The sequence below is a fragment of the Burkholderia sp. D-99 genome, from assembly GCF_011605345.1.
Taxonomy (GTDB): Bacteria; Pseudomonadota; Gammaproteobacteria; order Burkholderiales; family Burkholderiaceae; genus Burkholderia.
In genome coordinates, this window is the sequence record NZ_JAAOXM010000002.1 from 319,179 (window position 1) to 334,801 (window position 15,623).

The following is a 15,623-nucleotide window of genomic DNA, read 5'->3' on the forward strand; positions in this document are numbered from 1 at the left end:
GCTGCGCCGCGCGCTCGTCGTGCCCGTGTCATGCTGCATGCTGCCGTCTCCTTGAATATTTCTGGTATTAATGCCGTCCTTGCGTGCTGCATCCGGCTCGACACAGGTTATCGACCGAGTCTGAGAAAATGCTGACATCCCGGCCCCGGGAAAACCCCTAACCCACCCATCTGCGAAACGGCACCATGCGCATTCTCGTCGTGGAGGACGATGCCGAAATCGGCGCGGCGATCCGCAGCCGCCTGGCGCGGCTCGGCCATGCCGCCGATCTCGAGACCGACGGCGCGACCGCGAACGGGCTGCTGCGCGTCGAGCGCTTCGACCTCGTCGTGCTCGACGCGAACCTGCCCGGCATGGACGGCTTCGCGGTACTGCGTAACCTGCGCGCGTCGGGCAGCACGACACCCGTGCTGCTCGTCACCGCGCGCTCGGCGATCGACGACCGCGTGAGCGGCCTCGGCCTCGGCGCCGACGACTACCTCGTGAAGCCGTTCGACTACCGCGAGCTCGATGCGCGCGTGCAGGCGCTCCTGCGCCGCAACAGCGGCCACGCGAACGACGTGCTGACGCTCGGCGGCCTCGTGATCGACCGCAGCAGCCGTCTCGCGGAACTCGATGGCCAGCCGCTGTCGCTGTCGCGCCAGGAATTCGCGCTGCTCGAAATCCTCGCGAGCCGACCGCAGCGGATCTTCTCGAAGGACGAACTGCTGAACCAGCTGTTCAGCTTCGGCAACGAGCCGACCGCGAACGCGGTCGAGCAGTACGTGACACGCGTACGCAAGAAGCTGCAGGGCAGCTCGGTCGAGATCCGTACCGCGCGCGGGATGGGGTATCAGATTGCGGCGCACTGACTGGTTCCCGAAGACGCTGTTCGGGCGCACGCTGCTCTTCATCGCGCTCGTCGTCGCGTCCGGCGCGCTTGCGCTCGCGGCGATCGCGCGCTACTACGCGGGCGTCGCGGCCGAACGCGCATACGACCAGTTGCTCGCCGGCGCATCGATCCAGGTCGCGGAAAACCTCTACGTGCAGGGCGGCGTGCTCGCGCTGAATCCGCCGGTGGCCGCGTTGTCGACACTGTCGCGCTACGACCTCGTCTACTACAAGGTCGTCGATTCGCGCGGCATCGTCGTGGCCGGCTACAACGATCTCGCGAGCCCCGTGACGCTCGCCGCCGCGAAACAGGGCCCGGCGTTCGCGAACGGCGTGTACCAGGGGCACCGGATCCGCACCGCGACCATCGCGCGCTACATGCCCGAGGAAAGCACGCCGGGCTGGGCGCTCGTGACCGTTGCGCAGACCACCAATGCGCGCCAGCAGCTCACGAACGACATGAGCCTCAAGGTATGGACACTGATCGTGCTGATGAGCGTGCTCGCGATCGGCGCGAGCGGCCTCGCGATCCGGCGCGGCCTGCGCCCGCTCGCGCAGATCGGCACGATCATCGCCGCGCGCGACCCGGCCGACCTGCGGCCGGTGGCCGTCGACACGCCGAGCGAGATCGACGCCATCATCGGGTCGATCAACGGGCTGATGCGCCGCCTCGCCGAACGCATCAACGCGATGCAGCGCTTCATCGCCGACGCTGCGCACCAGATGCGCACGCCGCTCGCGCGGCTCGATGCGCAGATCGAACTGCTCGACGGCGAAGCCGATCCGGCGCGCCACGCGGCGCGGCTCGACGCGCTGCGCGCGACCTGCTCGGATGTCGGGCGGCTCACCGGCCAGTTGCTGAATCATGCGATGGTGATTCACCGCACCGAGGCCGTGCCGCTGCAACCGGTCGAACTCGTCGCGCTCGCGAAGGACGTGCTCGGCCGCGCGATTCCGCTCGCGGGCGAGCGCGATGTGGCCGTTGCGTTCGCGAGCGATGCGCCGCTCGCGTGGATCGACGGCGATGCGATCAGTCTGCAGGAGGCGTTGTCGAACGTGCTGCACAATGCGTTGCTGCATGGGCATGCGGATGACATCGTCGTGTCGGTCGCGACGAAGGGCAATGGCGGCGATGCCGTGACGCTGACCGTCACCGACAACGGTCGCGGCATTCCACGTGAGCATTGGGACGCCGCACTGCAACCGTTCGTGCGGATCGCGCCGGACGGCAGCGAACGGCGCACGGGGTCGGGCCTCGGGCTCGCGATCGTGCAGGAAGTGATGAAGGCGCACGGCGGGCGCATCGGGTTTGCATTTCCCGATGGGGGCGGGTTCGCGGTGGTGTTGACGTTTCCGCGCGCGGCGGGGATCGGCGCCGCGCAGGCATGAAGGGACGGACCTGTGCCGGGTCGTGCGCGGCAGGCGCTCAATCGTCGTCGTTGTCGAAGCGGTTGCGCTCCGCATGCCGCGCGACCAGTCGGTCCAGTTCGTCATACTGTCGATCGCAGAACAACCGGCACAACGCGTCGACTTCCGCACGCGTGCCGACGTCTATCGTGTCGACATGCTGCTCCGGCTTTTCCTTGCCGATCCCGAACAGCCCCTTCTTCATCCGCGTGGAGACGGCATTCAACTGAAAGCCGTCCGCATGCGCGTCGCTCAGCGCAGTCACCCATAGCTCCCGCTGATCGTCGGCATGCTGCAGTACAAGGGCCGGCAACGGGCCTTCCTGAGTATCGTCCCATTCGGCATGCTGCGCCGCCCACGGGAACGTGTCGAATGCACGCGTGAACGACGCGTAGTCGGTCGCGCCCTGTGGGTCGAGTTGATTGTAGTCGTAGCCGGTTTTCTGAATCGCGTAGGTCAACATGGCGCGGCGCTCCCGATGGCGGTAATGGCGACTGTGCGTAATCTACCTGACAATTCGGTGTACCTCGCAGTTTTTCGCGAGGCCCGAATTCGGGTACCGCCATCGCCCTCGCCCGCTACGCCGCCACCGCCTCCCCGCCCAGATACGCATCGCGCACGCGCTCGTCGTCGAGCAACGCCTTCGCGGGCCCTTCGAGCACCACACGCCCGGTCTGCAGCACGTACCCGTAATGCGCGATCTCCAGCGCGAGGCTCGCGTTCTGCTCGACCATGAACACCGTCACGCCCTGCTGGTTGATCGCGTCGATCAGTTCGAGCACCTTGTCGACGTAGAGCGGCGACAGCCCCATCGTCGGCTCGTCCATGCAGATCAGCTTCGGCCGCGCCATCAGCGCCCGCGCCATCGCGAGCATCTGCTGCTCGCCGCCCGACAGCGTGCCCGCGCGCTGCGTCAGCCGCTCGCGCACCCGAGGGAACAGGTCGAGCACGCGCTCGTAGTCCTCCGCCACCGCCGCACGGTCGCCGCGCGTGTACGCCCCCATCAGCAGGTTCTCGCGCACGCTCATGTCGCCGAACAGCCGCCGCGCCTCGGGCACGGCCGCGATCCCGCGTCGCACGCGCTGCGGCGTCGCGAGCGCCGTCACGTCGTCGCCGTCGAAGCGCACGACGCCGCGCTTCGGCCGCATCAAGCCGAGAATCAGCTTCATCGTCGTCGACTTGCCGCTCGCGTTGCCGCCGAGCAGGCTGACGATCTGCCCGCGGCCGACTTCGAAGTTCACGTCGAAATGCACCTGCACCGGCCCGTAGAACGTGTCGAGGTGTTCGAGTTTCAGCAGCGCGTCGGTCATGTTGGTTCGTAATCCGGAAGAATAGGCGGTCATGCGGCCGCCTGCGCCGCGCGATCGGCCGGCGCGCCGCCCGCATGGCGCCGGCCGAGATAGGCTTCGATCACGCGCGGATCGTGCCGCACGTCGCGCGGCGCGCCTTCGGCGATCTTCACGCCGTTGTCGAGCACCATCACACGGTCGGACACGCGCATCACGAGTTCGAGCTTGTGCTCGATCAACAGGATCGTCAGGCCGCGCGCCTTCAGCGACTGGATCAATTGCAGCATCTCGGCCGTCTCCGTCTCGTTCATCCCGGCCGTCGGTTCGTCGAGCAGCAGCAGGCGCGGATGCAGCGCAAGCGCGCGGCCGATCTCCACGCGCCGCCGGTTCGCATACGACAGGCTGTGTGCCGGATGATCGATGCGCGGCGTGAGCCGTTCGCCGAACCCGGCGACGATCGCACGCGCCTCGTCGCGCAGCGCCGCTTCCTCGCGCCGCACCGCCGCGGGCCGCACGAGCGCGCGCCACACCTCGGCCGCCGCGCCGAGCGCGGGCCAGCCCGGCCGCGCCGCACGCAGCCGCGCATGCGCGCCGATCAGCACGTTGTCGAGCACGCTCAGGTTGCCGAACACGCGGCCGTGCTGGAACGTGCGCGCGATGCCGAGCGCCGCGAGGCGCTCGGGCGCCGTGCCCGTGATGTCGCGGCCGTCGAACGTCACGCGGCCGGCGTCGGGCCGGTCCGCGCCCGCGATCAGGTTGAACAGCGTCGACTTGCCCGCGCCGTTCGGGCCGATCACGCTCAGCAACTCGCCCGCGGCGAGCGTCAGGCTCGCGCCGTCGAGCGCGGTCACGCCGTCGAAGCGGCGCGTCAGGCCCCGTACGTCGAGCAAGGGTCGATTGGTGGTGGTCATCGCATTCCTCCTCACACCGTGCCGAGCAGGCCCTGCGGCCGGAACCGGACGAGCAGCAGCAGCACGAGGCCGTAGATCAGCATCCGGTAATCGGCCGCCCAGCGGAACAACTCCGGCAGCCCGATCAGCGCGATCGCGCCGACGATGCCGCCGAGCACGTTGCCGAGACCGCCGAGGATCACCATCGTCAGCGCGAGGATCGACACCTGCGAATCGAAGGTCTGGTGATTGATGTAGCTGTACAGGTGCGCGGCGATCCCGCCGCTCACGCCGGCCGCGACGCCGCCGACCGCGAACGCGATCGCCTTGTAGCGGTTTGGCGCGATGCCGTGCGCGCGCGCGGCGACGTCGTCCTCGCGCACCGCGCGCAGCGTGCGGCCGAGATGCGAGCGCAGCAGCCGCACCTGTACAAGCGCGAACACGACGAGCACCGCGAACGTGAACCAGTACGCGGCACGTGCGCTGGTCGCCCACGGCAGCGGCGCGATGCCGGTGATGCCGAGCGGGCCGCGCGTGATGCCGTCCCAGTTCAGGATCACGAGGCTCACCACTTCGCCGATGCCGAGCGTCGCGATCGACACGTAGTGCCCGCGCAGCCGGAACGCCGGGTAGACGAGCAGCGTGCCGAGCACGGCCGTGATGACGCCCGCGCACGGAATCGTCACGGCCGGCGACCAGCCGAGATCCGACGACAGCAGCGCGGACGCATACGCGCCGATCACGAGCAGCGCCGCATGGCCGAGCGAAATCTGCCCGACCGTGCCCGCGACGAGCGTGAGGCTCAGCGCGAGCAGCCCGTACAGCCACGCGTTGGTCAGCGTCTGCAGCACGTACGGCGACGCACCGAGCCACGGCAGCACGGCCGCCAGCGCGATCAGCACGACGAGTACCGGACGCGGCACGCGCACGGCTTTCGCAGCCGCGAGGAAGGTACCCGTCATCGGCTCGGGCGGCAGCGCGCGGTTCGCGCTGAACAGGCCGTTCGGCCGCCACACGAGGAACACGATCAGCAGCCCGAACGCGAACAGGTCGCGGTAGCTCGTGCCGAACAGCGCGACGCCGTAGCTTTCGACGAGGCCGAGCAGCAGGCTGCCGGCGATCGCGCCCGGCACGTTGCCGAGCCCGCCGATCAGCAGCGCAACCACGCCTTTCAGCGTGGCCTGGAAGCCCATCGCCGGATCGATGCTGTTGTAGTACATGCCGACCAGCAGCCCGCTCACGCCGCCGAGCGCGCACGCGATCGCGAACACGGTCTGGTTCACGCGGTCGACGTCCACGCCCATCTGCAGCGCCGCGTCGCGATCCTGCGCAGTCGCGCGCACGGCCCAGCCGAGCCGCGTGAAGCGCAGGAAGCCGTACAGCAGCGCGGCCGCCGCGATGCCGATGCCCGCGATCAGCAGGTCGAGCGAGCCCAGCGTCGCGCCGGCGATCCGCACGTGCCAGTCGGGCAGCGGCGTCGGCACCGCGCGCGGGTCCGCGCCGAAGGCGAGCTGCGCGAGCTGGTCGAGGATGAAGCTGATGCCGATCGTCGCGAGCAGCGGCGCGATGCGCGCAGCATGACGCAGCGGCCGCAGTCCGATCCGTTCGATCGCGACGCCGAGCGCGCCGCAGCCGACGACGACGGCAGCGAGCGCGACCGGCAACGGCAGCCCGAAGCGCGTCAGGCACAGCCAGCCGATGAATGCGCCGACCATGTAGACCGAGCCGTGCGCGAAGTTGATCAGGTGCGACACGCCGAAGATCAGCGCGAGCCCGACCGCGAGCAGCGCGTAGATGTTGCCGACGATGAGGCCGTTGAGCGTGTAGTCGAGCCAGGAAGCCATCACGATGCGTCCGTCACTTGCATGCGGTTCAGGGTCAGCGCGCGGCGAGCTGCGGTTTCGCGCCGTCCCACAGCGCCCACTGCCCCTGCTTCACGACGAGATACACGGTGCGCGCACCGGCGACGCGGCGCGTCTGCGGATCGAAGCGCACCTTGCCGAAGATCACGCTCGGCACGTCGCTGATTTTCGCGAAGCCGTCGTGCGCGGCCTGGCGCGTCGTGCCGTAGCGGCGCAGCACCTCGGCCGACAGGATCAGCGCGTCGTATGCGCGCGCAACGAACGAATCGGGATCGGCATGGAATTTCGCGCGATAGCGCTGCACGAACGCCTGCACCTCGGGGCGCGGCTCGGCCGGGAAGAAGTTCGATTCCGTATAGACGCCGTCGACGGCCGCACCGCCCAGCTCGAGGAATTTCGGCGAATACACGGAGCCGACCGCCGCGATCGGCAGCGTGACGCCCGACGTGCGCGCCTGCCTCACGATCTGCGCGCCGTCCGCGTAGTACGAGATCAGCACGATCGAATCGGGCTTCGATGCGCCGATCCGCACGAGCGTCGAACGGAAGTCCTTCTCCGACGGCTGATAGCCTTCGGCCGCGACGACCTGCGCACCGAGCCCGGCCACCGCCTTCGCGAAGATGTCCTTGCTGGTGCGGCCCCAGTCCGTGTTCAGGTACAGCACCGCGATCCGCTTGAAGCCGAGCTCCTTCACCGCGTAACGCGCGAGCAGCGGCTGCTCCTCGGCCTGGCTCAGCGCGGTGCTCCACAGATAGTCGCCGCCCTTCGTGAAGTCCGGATGCGAGTTCGTGAAGCCGAACTGGATCAGCTGCCCGCGCTGGTAGATCGGCGACGCGGCCATCGACGTCGCGCTGGAAAAGTCACCCAGCTCGATCGCGATGCGCGGATCGGCCACGAACTTCTGCGCGATCGCGACTGCCTGGCGCGGGTCGCTGCGGCTGTCCTGGAAGTCGACCGCAAGCGGCCGGCCGTGAATGCCGCCGCTGCCGTTGATCTCGTCGAGCGCGAGATCGAAACCGCGCTTCCATTGTTCGCCGTATTGCGCATCCTGGCCCGTAAGCGGCCCGCTCACGCCGACCACCACCGGCTCGCCCGACACGCCCGCCGCGAGCGCGCCGCCCGTCGACAAGCCCCATGCGGCAGCGAGCGCCGCCACCGTGCCCAGCACGCGCCGCCATGCGCCGCGTACGTCGTTCCCCGAAACGTTCATGCCGCCCCCACCTTCAGTCAGTCGAAAAGAGTGAGGGCATGTAACCATCCGGTTCAGAACGATCCAACGAAGTTTTGCATCTATCGATATCGTGCGCGGCGCGGAGCGGATCGCGCCCGCGAACGGTCATCCGTTCGACTCGCGTTGCACGTTGCATCGGCATGTATCGCATCGCGTTGATTCGATTGGCGTTTCCTTCGCGTCGTCACGCTCAACCGATGCGCATGCCTGTGCAACCGGACGCGGCAGCAATCGCACGCTTCGCAGTTTTCGCGCTGTCGATAGCAAAAATCATTATATGAATCACGCATGCTCACACTTCTACAATGTGCAAATCGCATCATCGGAAGGTGTCATGGAGCTGCATCAACTCGAAGCCTTTTCCGCGGTCATGTCGGCCGGCAGCGTGACCGGCGCGGGCGAACTGCTCGGCCGCTCGCAGCCGGCCGTCACGCGACAGATCCAGGAGCTCGAAGCCGATCTCGGCTACGCGCTGTTCGACCGGCACGGCCCGCGCGTCACGCCGACGCGGCGCGCGTTCCTGCTCTACGAGGAAGTCGAGCGCTCGCTGGTCGGCCTGCGCGCGATCGAGGCACGCGCACGGGCGCTCGGCGATGAAACCGCCGAACCCGTACGCATCGCGGCCACGCCCTCGCTCGCGGCGACGCTCGTGCCGGCCGCGCTCGCCGCGCTGCCCGACGGCGCGCAGGCGCCGCACTACCAGTTGCGCAGCGAATCGGCCGAGCATGTCGTGCACGAGGTGCTCGCCGGCACGGCCGATGTCGGTGTCGTCACGCTGCCGATGGCGCATGCGGGGCTCGACGTGCATTGGATCGCGCAAACGCCCTGCGTCGCCGTGCTGCCCGCCGGCGACCCGCTCGCGGCACAGCCGCGCATCGCGCTGCGCGATCTCGCGCGCCGCCGCATCGTGACGGTCGCGAACCGGCACCGGCTGCGCCAGCGGATCGATGCGGCATTCGCGGCCGCGCGCGTCGACGCACGCGTATTCATCGAAACCAATGCATCGCTGAATGCGGTGATGGCCGCGCGTGCGGGCATCGGGATCGGCATCGTCGATCCGGCGACGGGCGTGGCGCTACCGGTGGACGGTGTCGTCGCGCGTCCGCTCGACGTCGACATCCCGTTCGCGTTCGGCGTCGCGACGCCGGCCGGCAAGGCACGCACGGCGGCCGTCGATGCGCTGCTCGACGCGCTGCACCGCACGACACGCGCACTGCTCGACGACGTGATCTTTCACGACGCAGCCGCGCATGACGCGCTGCTGCGCGGCGACCGGTTGCGTGCCGGACGCCAGTCACGCCCTTCACGTCCTTCAAGCCCGCAACGCACGACACGGTCGCGCCGCACGCGCCCGGAGGCCGCATGACGACACCACTCGATGCACTCCACGCACTCGAAGCCCGCCTCGCGCAAGACCTGCGCTGGCTCGACCTGCCCGCGCCGTCGTGGGTACCGCCGCGCGAGGCCGACGGCACACGCGTGCTCGACGTCGCGATCGTCGGCGGCGGCATGGCCGGGCTCGCGGCTTCCGCCGAACTGCGTCTGCTCGGCATCGACAACCAGTGCGTGATCGACCGCGCGCCGGCCGGATACGAAGGGCCGTGGGTCACGTTCGCGCGGATGGACACGCTGCGCTCGCCGAAGCAGCTCGCCGGCCCCGCGCTCGGCCTGCCCGCGCTGACGTTCCGCGCGTGGTTCGAAGCGCAGTACGGCCGCGACGCGTGGGACGCGCTCTACAAGATTCCGCGCACGCAATGGATGGACTACCTGCGCTGGTATCGGCGCGTGCTCGACCTGCAGGTGCGCAACGACACGGCGCTCGTCGCGCTGCGCCCGCGCGACGACGGGCTGCTCGCACTCGACGTGCGCGGCAACGGCGAAGCGCAGACGCTGCTCGCGCGGCACGTCGTGCTCGCGACCGGCCGTGACGGACTCGGCGGCCCTTATGTGCCACCCGTCGCGCACCGTATGCCACGCGCGCGCTGGGCGCATTCGTCCGAGCCGATCGACTTCGCGGCGCTCGCGGGCAAGCGCGTCGGTGTAGTCGGCGCGGGCGCGTCCGCGTTCGACAACGCGGGCACCGCGCTCGAAGCCGGCGCCGCGCGCGTCGACCTGTTCTTCCGCCGCGCGGATATTCCGCGCATCAACAAGCTGACCGGCATCGGCAGCCCGGGCCTCGTGCACGGCTACGCCGATCTCGACGACGCGACGAAGTGGCGCTTCATGCACTACGCGCTGACGTCACAGACGCCGCCGCCCCGCGACAGCGTGCTGCGCGTATCGCGTCACGAACATGCGCATTTTCATGCGGGCAGCCCGATCGAGACGCTCGCCGAACACGCGGACGGCCTCGACGTCACGACACCGCGCGGGCGCTACACCGTCGACTTCCTGGTCTTCGCGACGGGCTTTCATTCGGACTGGACGACACGCGCGGAATTCGCATCGTTCGGCTCGCAAGTGCGGCGCTGGAAAGATCGCTATCGGCCGGCACCGGGCACGTGGCTCGACGAGCTCGCCGAGTCGCCCGATCTCGGCCCGGCGTTCGCGTTCCAGGAACGCGAGCCCGGTACATGCCCGGCCGTCACGCAAATCCATTGCTTCAACCATGCGGCGAGCCTGAGCCAGGGCAAGCTGTCCGGCGATATCCCGGCAATCAGCGCAGGCGCGAAACGGCTGGCGCGCGGCATCGCGAGCCGGCTGTTCGACGCCGACCGCGAGCGCCATTACGACGCGCTCGTCGCATACGCGAACGCCGAGCTGCAGGGCGACGAATGGCACGACGCGAATGCATGAGCGCGCGTCCATCGAACACATTGACGACGAAGGGAACCCCAAACGATGACTGAATCCATCACACCGGCCGATGCGCCGGACACGATCGATGCGGTGGCCGGCCTGCGCGACGGCGACGCGGTCGCCGCACTGCGCCGCGCGCGCGAAAAGGTGCTGCTTCATACGCGGCAGAGCGAAGCCGCCCTGTTCGATCCCGCGCTGCCCGACCTTTCGTTGATCGAAAGACTGCACGCGGCTCGCTATGTCGCACACCAATCGAATGCGCCGGCATTGACCGAGACCTATCGCGCACGACTGATCGACGCAGGCGGCACGCTCGACGATATCGCACGCGCGGATGCCGATGCATTCGACGCACTGCCTCGACGCATCGGCGCGATCCTCGCGCATGCACGCCTGCTGACGCGCTCCCCTGTCGATGCACGCCCGTCCGATCTCGACGCGCTGAAGTCGGCCGGGCTCACGACACCCGCGATCGTCGCGCTGTCGCAGCTCGTTGCGTTCGTCGCGTACCAGTTGCGCGTTGCCGTCGCCGCGCAAGCGCTTCAGGCACGTGCCGCAGCGGAGGCCGCATGACGACGACCGCCCACGGCTTCACGTCCGACACGCTCGGCTGGCGTGCCTGGCTCGACACCGTTTCGCTCGATGCCGCGACGCCCGATCAGTTGGCCGTGCTCGAAGCGAGCCACCCGCACGCGAAGACGTCCGACTATTACCTGCTGCTCGTGCATCTTCCCGAGATCCTGCGGCAACGCTCGGGCGTATTCAACGCGATCATGTACGGCCCCGGCGGGCTGTCGCGCGCCGAACGCGAACTGGCCAGCACGGCCGTGTCGCGCGTGAACGGCTGCGTGTATTGCGCGTCCGTGCATGCGCAGCGCTTCGCGCAGCTCGCGAAACGCACCGACGCGATCGAACAGGTATTCGACGATCCGGCGACGGCCGGCACGACGGCGCGCGAACGCGCGATCGTCCGCTACGCGATCGCGCTGACGGAGCGGCCCGATACGGTCGACGCGAGCGATATCGCCGCGCTGGAAGCCGAAGGGCTGACCCATGAGGACATTCTCGACCTCTCGCACGCGGTCGCGATCTTCGCGTGGGCGAACCGGTTGATGCTGACACTGGGCGAGCCGGTGTTTCCGGAGCCGGCGATCGACGCCTGACACGGCAACGCACACCGGACGGCATAAGCTGCCCGGGTGTCGCCCGGCACATCGACCGTGCAATGCGTCGACGACGCCGCACGCGCGACCCCGACGTGCATCGCGCGTACTGCCGCGGCGGCCGCCGCACCTGCGCGGCGTCGGCTCCGCTCAGCGCCAGCTTTCGACGTGATCCGCAACGAACTGCTCGAACGCGATCGGCGCCCGGCCGAGCAGCGCCTGCACATCGGCGCTGACGGCTGCCGCCTGACCGGCCGCGATCATCCGGTTCAGGCTCATCAGCACATCGATCGACCACGCGTCGGCACCCGCGGCGCGCATGGAATCGATCGCCGCATCGTCCGGCACCGCCACATACGCGACCTTGCGACCGAGCGCCGCGCCGATCCGTGCGGCCACATCGGCGTTCGACAGTGCTGCGCCGCCCGTCAGCTCGTAGATCCTGCCGGCATGATCCGCCGGGTGCTGCAGGATCGTCGCATCGACGGCGGCGATGTCGCGCACATCGACGAACGACACCTTCGCGTCGCCCTGCGGCAGATACATCGCGCCGTCGCGAATCATGCCCGCGTAGTACGTCACGAAGTTCTGCATGAAACAGTTGGGCCGCGTGATCGTGTATGCGATGCCCGACTCCATCACGAGCCGGTCGATCTCGCCTTGCACGCGCCCGATCTCGACCGGCGACGCGGCATCGGCACCCGCGCCCGACGAGCGAACGATATGCGAGACGCCGGCCGCCTTGGCCGCCGCGACCGCATTGCCGGCCAGCGTCACCATGTCGGCCTGCAACGGCAGCAACAGGAACAGCGTGTCGACGCCCTGGAACGCACGCGTCAGGCTCGCGACATCGGCAAGATCCGCGCGACGCGTTTCGACGCCGTCGACCGCCCTGCCGCTGTTCGAGCTGGCGATCACATGCGCGCCGGCCGCCTTCAGTTGCGCGACGAGTTCGCGTCCGATGTTCCCGGTCGCGCCGGTCACGAGAATGGTGTGGGACATGATGTGCCTCTTGATCGCAAATGGAATGCGCGCCGTATTGCCGGACCGCGACGACCGCCTCGACGCGCGAAGCCGCCATCGCTGCGGTGCCGGCGCGCAAGCAACTCCGCGCCCGTTCGCATACGTCACGGATAGCTGACGATGCGCAGCCGGTCCGCGGAACACGACACGACGGACCTCATCCTAGTCGCCCCCATTCATGCCGAATAGTCCATAATGCGTCGAATCAATTTCAACGATTTCGATCGAATCGTCATGAACGATCTGCGTGTGCTGGAAAGCTTTCTCCGGACCGTGGAAGCCGGCAGCTTCTCCGCAGCGGCCAGCCGGCTGGGCGTCACGCCTGCAGCCGTCAGCAAGCACGTCGCGAAGCTGGAGCGCAGCCTCGGCACGCGGTTGTTCCGCCGCACGACGCGCAGCCTCACGCTGACGGAAGCCGGCGAAAGGCTGTACGCGGAAACGTCGGCGGCGGCCAACGCGCTGAGCCAGGCGATGGCAACCCTGACCGAGCGTGACGCGCGCCCCGCCGGCACGCTGCGCATCAGCGTCGCGCCGGGGTTCGGACGCCAGTACGTGTTGCCGCTGATGCCGGCGTTTCTCGAACGCTATCCGGACCTCCGGCTCGACTGGAGCCTCGAGAACCGCCACGTCGATCTGGTGAAGGAAGGTTTCGATGCCGCGATCGGCTCGGGCGTCGAGGACGACGCGAACGTCGTCGCGCGCGAGCTGGTGCCGATCCGGTTGCTGACGGTGGCTTCCCCCGCGTATCTGGCGAAGCACGGCGAACCGGCGACGCTCGCCGGGCTGGCGCGCCATGACTGCATCCGCTTGCGCTCCGCGACGACGGGTCGCGTGCGCGACTGGGCGTTCACGGTGAATGGTGAAACGGTGACCGTCCCGGTCGACGGACACATCGTGCTGACCGACCTGGATGCCATCTGCGATGCGGCCGTGGCAGGCATGGGGCTCGCGCGGCTCGGCGCGCATCATGTGCTGCCGTATCTCGACGAAGGCCGGCTCGTGCGCGTGCTCACGCGCTATCCGGCAACGGCCGGCACAATCTACGTGTACTACGCGCACGCGCGCCTCACACCGCCGAAGGTTCGCGCGTTCGTCGAGTTTCTGACGGAGTCGTTTTCGCGAAGCGACTGGCGGGCACGCATCGACACGTTCGGCTGACGGAAACCGGCCGGCATCGACCCGTCACGCGCACTCGCTTCCTGCCCGGCCTCCCGTCGGGTGCCGCGCGCATCACGCCTTGTGCGTCGACAGCAGAATGCTCGTCTCGGTATTCGCGATCCCGTCGATCAACCGGATCGCGCCGAGCACGCGATCGAAGTGCTCGAGCGAATCGGCATGCAGCTCGGCGACGAGATCCCAGCGCCCGTTCGTGCTGTGGATCGAGGCGACGTTCGGATGCCCGCGCAGCACCTTCACCACTTCCGCGCCGCGATTGCCCTGCACGGCGATCGACATCAGCGCGCGGATCCGGTGGCGTTCCGCCGCCGGCTTGAGCCGCACCGTATAACCGACGATCACGCCGTTTTTCTCCAGCCGCGTCAGCCGGTTCTGCACGGTCGCGCGCGCGACGCGCAGTTCCTTCGCCAGCGCGACGACGGGCAGTCGCGCGTTGTCGCGCAGCAGTGCGATGAGCTGCCGGTCGACGTCGTCGAGCGTGATCATGAACGGGCCTTCCTGTGGAGCGTGAGCCGGCCGCCAGCGTGCCGGAGACTGCGCATTCCGACCAGCACAATCGGACAAACTGCCGGAATTGGCTGGCAATTTGCCAAGTCTATCGATAAATCTGCCACTTTTGCTGTCTTTTTGTTGGCTCGACTCACGGAAATAATGACTCCATCGACCGGCAGAACACGCCGCGCCGCGCTTTTCAGGAAGCCCGAGGCCCGCGCCGATGCACCGCCCGGTCGACCAGAACGCCAGGACACCCGTACCGGCACTGAATATGGAGACAGACCGATGACCCGCTTCCTCGACGTTCCCGCCACCGCCCGACTGATCGCCAAGACCGGCGTGACGACGTTCCTGCGCGAACTCGTCGACACGCTGCGCGCCGATTACCTGCACTGGGCCGATTTCGACAAGTCGCCGCGCGTCGCCTGCCATTCGCGCGACGGCGTGATCGAACTGATGCCCGTCGCGAACGCGTCGCTGTTCGCGTTCAAGTACGTGAACGGCCACCCCGTCAACGCGGCGCGCGGCATGCACACGGTGATGGCGTTCGGCGCGCTCGCCGAAGTCGATACCGGCTACCCGCTTCTGCTGGCCGAACTTACGCTGACCACCGCGCTGCGCACGGCCGCCACGTCGGTACTCGCCGCGCAGCTGCTCGCGCGGCCCGATTCGCGCAAGATGGCGCTGATCGGCAACGGCGCGCAGAGCGAATTCCAGGCGATCGCGTTCCACACGCTGCTCGGCATCGACGAGATCCGCGTGTTCGACGTCGATCCGCTCGCGACCGACAAGCTCGTGCAGAACCTCGCCGCTTATCCCGAGTTGCGCGTCGTGCGTGCCGCATCGACCGCCGACGCCGTGCGCGGCGCCGACATCGTGACGACCGTCACTGCCGACAAGGCGTACGCGACGATCGTCACCGCCGACATGATCGAGCCCGGCATGCACCTGAACGCCGTCGGCGGCGATTGCCCCGGCAAGACCGAACTCGAAGCGGGCGTGCTGCATGCGGGCCGCGTGTTCGTCGAATTCGAGCCGCAATCGCGCATCGAGGGCGAGATCCAGCAGATGCCGGCCGACTTCCCCGTCACCGAGCTGTGGCGCGTGCTGCAAGGCGAAACGACGGGCCGCGAACGCGCGGACGAAGTCACGGTGTTCGACTCGGTCGGCTTCGCGCTCGAGGATTACTCGGCGCTGCGCTACCTGTATGCGCTCGCGCAGCAGCACAACGCGGGCGTCGAGATCGCACTGATTCCGCCGGCCGTCGACCCGAAGAACCTGTTCGCGCTGATCGACGACCCGGCCGCGATCGCGCAAGGTCACGCGGCGTTCGTGACCGAAGCCGTCGCCGCGTTCGCGCGCTGACCGTCATCCGCGGGCGGCCCATGCGCCGTCCGTTTTCCTGCCCTTCGTTCCTG

The 15,623-nt window shown here is 68.5% G+C and carries 15 protein-coding genes; 8 read left to right on the top strand and 7 right to left on the bottom strand.

What is annotated here, in order from left to right:
- Positions 1 to 185 precede the first annotated feature (185 nt).
- Together HAV18_RS08530 and HAV18_RS08535 are read left to right on the top strand one after the other, a co-directional pair.
- Positions 186 to 851, top strand: a complete 666-nt coding sequence (locus tag HAV18_RS08530; RefSeq protein ID WP_166954685.1) for a response regulator transcription factor — start codon at positions 186 to 188, stop codon at positions 849 to 851.
- On the top strand, positions 838 to 2,259 hold the full coding sequence (locus HAV18_RS08535; protein ID WP_166954686.1) for a sensor histidine kinase: 1,422 nt from the start codon (positions 838 to 840) through the stop codon (positions 2,257 to 2,259). Before HAV18_RS08530 ends, HAV18_RS08535 begins: the two co-directional genes overlap by 14 nt.
- A 37-nt stretch (positions 2,260 to 2,296) precedes the next feature.
- Here HAV18_RS08535 and HAV18_RS08540 read toward each other — a convergent pair whose 3' ends face one another.
- From HAV18_RS08540 to HAV18_RS08560, 5 genes are all read right to left on the bottom strand, one after another.
- Complete coding sequence (locus HAV18_RS08540; protein ID WP_166954687.1) at positions 2,297 to 2,740, bottom strand: hypothetical protein; 444 nt, start codon at positions 2,738 to 2,740, stop codon at positions 2,297 to 2,299.
- Positions 2,741 to 2,855: 115 nt separating this feature from the next.
- Positions 2,856 to 3,620, bottom strand: a complete 765-nt coding sequence (locus HAV18_RS08545) for an ABC transporter ATP-binding protein (RefSeq protein ID WP_166954688.1) — start codon at positions 3,618 to 3,620, stop codon at positions 2,856 to 2,858.
- Positions 3,617 to 4,477, bottom strand: a complete 861-nt coding sequence (locus tag HAV18_RS08550) for an ABC transporter ATP-binding protein (RefSeq protein WP_166954689.1) — start codon at positions 4,475 to 4,477, stop codon at positions 3,617 to 3,619. The genes HAV18_RS08545 and HAV18_RS08550 overlap by 4 nt, the downstream gene beginning before the upstream one ends.
- An 11-nt stretch (positions 4,478 to 4,488) precedes the next feature.
- Positions 4,489 to 6,300 carry an ABC transporter permease gene (locus HAV18_RS08555; RefSeq protein WP_166954691.1) on the bottom strand — a complete coding sequence of 604 codons (1,812 nt, stop codon included), beginning with the start codon at positions 6,298 to 6,300 and terminating at the stop codon, positions 4,489 to 4,491.
- A 34-nt stretch (positions 6,301 to 6,334) separates the two neighbouring features.
- Positions 6,335 to 7,528, bottom strand: coding sequence for an ABC transporter substrate-binding protein (locus HAV18_RS08560; RefSeq protein WP_166954692.1), 1,194 nt, complete (start codon positions 7,526 to 7,528; stop codon positions 6,335 to 6,337).
- A gap of 355 nt (positions 7,529 to 7,883) precedes the next feature.
- Here HAV18_RS08560 and HAV18_RS08565 point away from each other — a divergent pair, with 355 nt between their 5' ends.
- The 4 genes from HAV18_RS08565 to HAV18_RS08580 are packed head-to-tail and all read left to right on the top strand — an operon-like array spanning position 7,884 to position 11,511.
- A complete protein-coding gene (locus tag HAV18_RS08565; protein WP_166954694.1) occupies positions 7,884 to 8,915 on the top strand; it encodes a LysR family transcriptional regulator in 1,032 nt (343 codons plus the stop codon).
- A complete protein-coding gene (locus HAV18_RS08570) occupies positions 8,912 to 10,345 on the top strand; it encodes an NAD(P)-binding domain-containing protein (protein WP_166954695.1) in 1,434 nt (477 codons plus the stop codon). The genes HAV18_RS08565 and HAV18_RS08570 overlap by 4 nt, the downstream gene beginning before the upstream one ends.
- Before the next feature lie 45 nt (positions 10,346 to 10,390).
- A complete protein-coding gene (locus HAV18_RS08575) occupies positions 10,391 to 10,921 on the top strand; it encodes a CMD domain-containing protein (protein ID WP_166954697.1) in 531 nt (176 codons plus the stop codon).
- Positions 10,918 to 11,511, top strand: coding sequence for a peroxidase-related enzyme (locus HAV18_RS08580; protein WP_166954699.1), 594 nt, complete (start codon positions 10,918 to 10,920; stop codon positions 11,509 to 11,511). Before HAV18_RS08575 ends, HAV18_RS08580 begins: the two co-directional genes overlap by 4 nt.
- A gap of 150 nt (positions 11,512 to 11,661) precedes the next feature.
- On the opposite strand, the gene HAV18_RS08585 is transcribed toward HAV18_RS08580, so the two are convergent.
- A complete protein-coding gene (locus HAV18_RS08585) occupies positions 11,662 to 12,678 on the bottom strand; it encodes an SDR family oxidoreductase (RefSeq protein WP_347814741.1) in 1,017 nt (338 codons plus the stop codon).
- Positions 12,679 to 12,768: 90 nt separating this feature from the next.
- On the opposite strand from HAV18_RS08585, the gene HAV18_RS08590 reads away from it, so the two are divergent.
- On the top strand, positions 12,769 to 13,692 hold the full coding sequence (locus HAV18_RS08590) for a LysR family transcriptional regulator (protein ID WP_166954701.1): 924 nt from the start codon (positions 12,769 to 12,771) through the stop codon (positions 13,690 to 13,692).
- A gap of 72 nt (positions 13,693 to 13,764) precedes the next feature.
- Here HAV18_RS08590 and HAV18_RS08595 read toward each other — a convergent pair whose 3' ends face one another.
- Positions 13,765 to 14,196 carry an Lrp/AsnC family transcriptional regulator gene (locus tag HAV18_RS08595; RefSeq protein WP_006479718.1) on the bottom strand — a complete coding sequence of 144 codons (432 nt, stop codon included), beginning with the start codon at positions 14,194 to 14,196 and terminating at the stop codon, positions 13,765 to 13,767.
- 294 nt (positions 14,197 to 14,490) lie between these two features.
- Here HAV18_RS08595 and HAV18_RS08600 point away from each other — a divergent pair, with 294 nt between their 5' ends.
- Positions 14,491 to 15,570 (top strand): ornithine cyclodeaminase, encoded by a 1,080-nt coding sequence (locus HAV18_RS08600; protein WP_166954703.1) that lies wholly within the window; start codon positions 14,491 to 14,493, stop codon positions 15,568 to 15,570.
- Positions 15,571 to 15,623 lie beyond the last annotated feature (53 nt).

What these genes read in the sequence shown, in the direction of transcription:
- HAV18_RS08530 (WP_166954685.1), top strand. Translation starts at nt 186, where the DNA reads ATGCGCATTCTCGTCGTGGAGGACGATGCCGAAATCGGCGCGGCGATC.
- HAV18_RS08540 (WP_166954687.1), bottom strand. Translation starts at nt 2,740, where the DNA reads ATGTTGACCTACGCGATTCAGAAAACCGGCTACGACTACAATCAACTC.
- HAV18_RS08545 (WP_166954688.1), bottom strand. Translation starts at nt 3,620, where the DNA reads ATGACCGCCTATTCTTCCGGATTACGAACCAACATGACCGACGCGCTG.
- HAV18_RS08550 (WP_166954689.1), bottom strand. Translation starts at nt 4,477, where the DNA reads ATGACCACCACCAATCGACCCTTGCTCGACGTACGGGGCCTGACGCGC.
- HAV18_RS08555 (WP_166954691.1), bottom strand. Translation starts at nt 6,300, where the DNA reads ATGGCTTCCTGGCTCGACTACACGCTCAACGGCCTCATCGTCGGCAAC.
- HAV18_RS08560 (WP_166954692.1), bottom strand. Translation starts at nt 7,528, where the DNA reads ATGAACGTTTCGGGGAACGACGTACGCGGCGCATGGCGGCGCGTGCTG.
- HAV18_RS08565 (WP_166954694.1), top strand. Translation starts at nt 7,884, where the DNA reads ATGGAGCTGCATCAACTCGAAGCCTTTTCCGCGGTCATGTCGGCCGGC.
- HAV18_RS08570 (WP_166954695.1), top strand. Translation starts at nt 8,912, where the DNA reads ATGACGACACCACTCGATGCACTCCACGCACTCGAAGCCCGCCTCGCG.
- HAV18_RS08575 (WP_166954697.1), top strand. Translation starts at nt 10,391, where the DNA reads ATGACTGAATCCATCACACCGGCCGATGCGCCGGACACGATCGATGCG.
- HAV18_RS08580 (WP_166954699.1), top strand. Translation starts at nt 10,918, where the DNA reads ATGACGACGACCGCCCACGGCTTCACGTCCGACACGCTCGGCTGGCGT.
- HAV18_RS08590 (WP_166954701.1), top strand. Translation starts at nt 12,769, where the DNA reads ATGAACGATCTGCGTGTGCTGGAAAGCTTTCTCCGGACCGTGGAAGCC.
- HAV18_RS08595 (WP_006479718.1), bottom strand. Translation starts at nt 14,196, where the DNA reads ATGATCACGCTCGACGACGTCGACCGGCAGCTCATCGCACTGCTGCGC.
- HAV18_RS08600 (WP_166954703.1), top strand. Translation starts at nt 14,491, where the DNA reads ATGACCCGCTTCCTCGACGTTCCCGCCACCGCCCGACTGATCGCCAAG.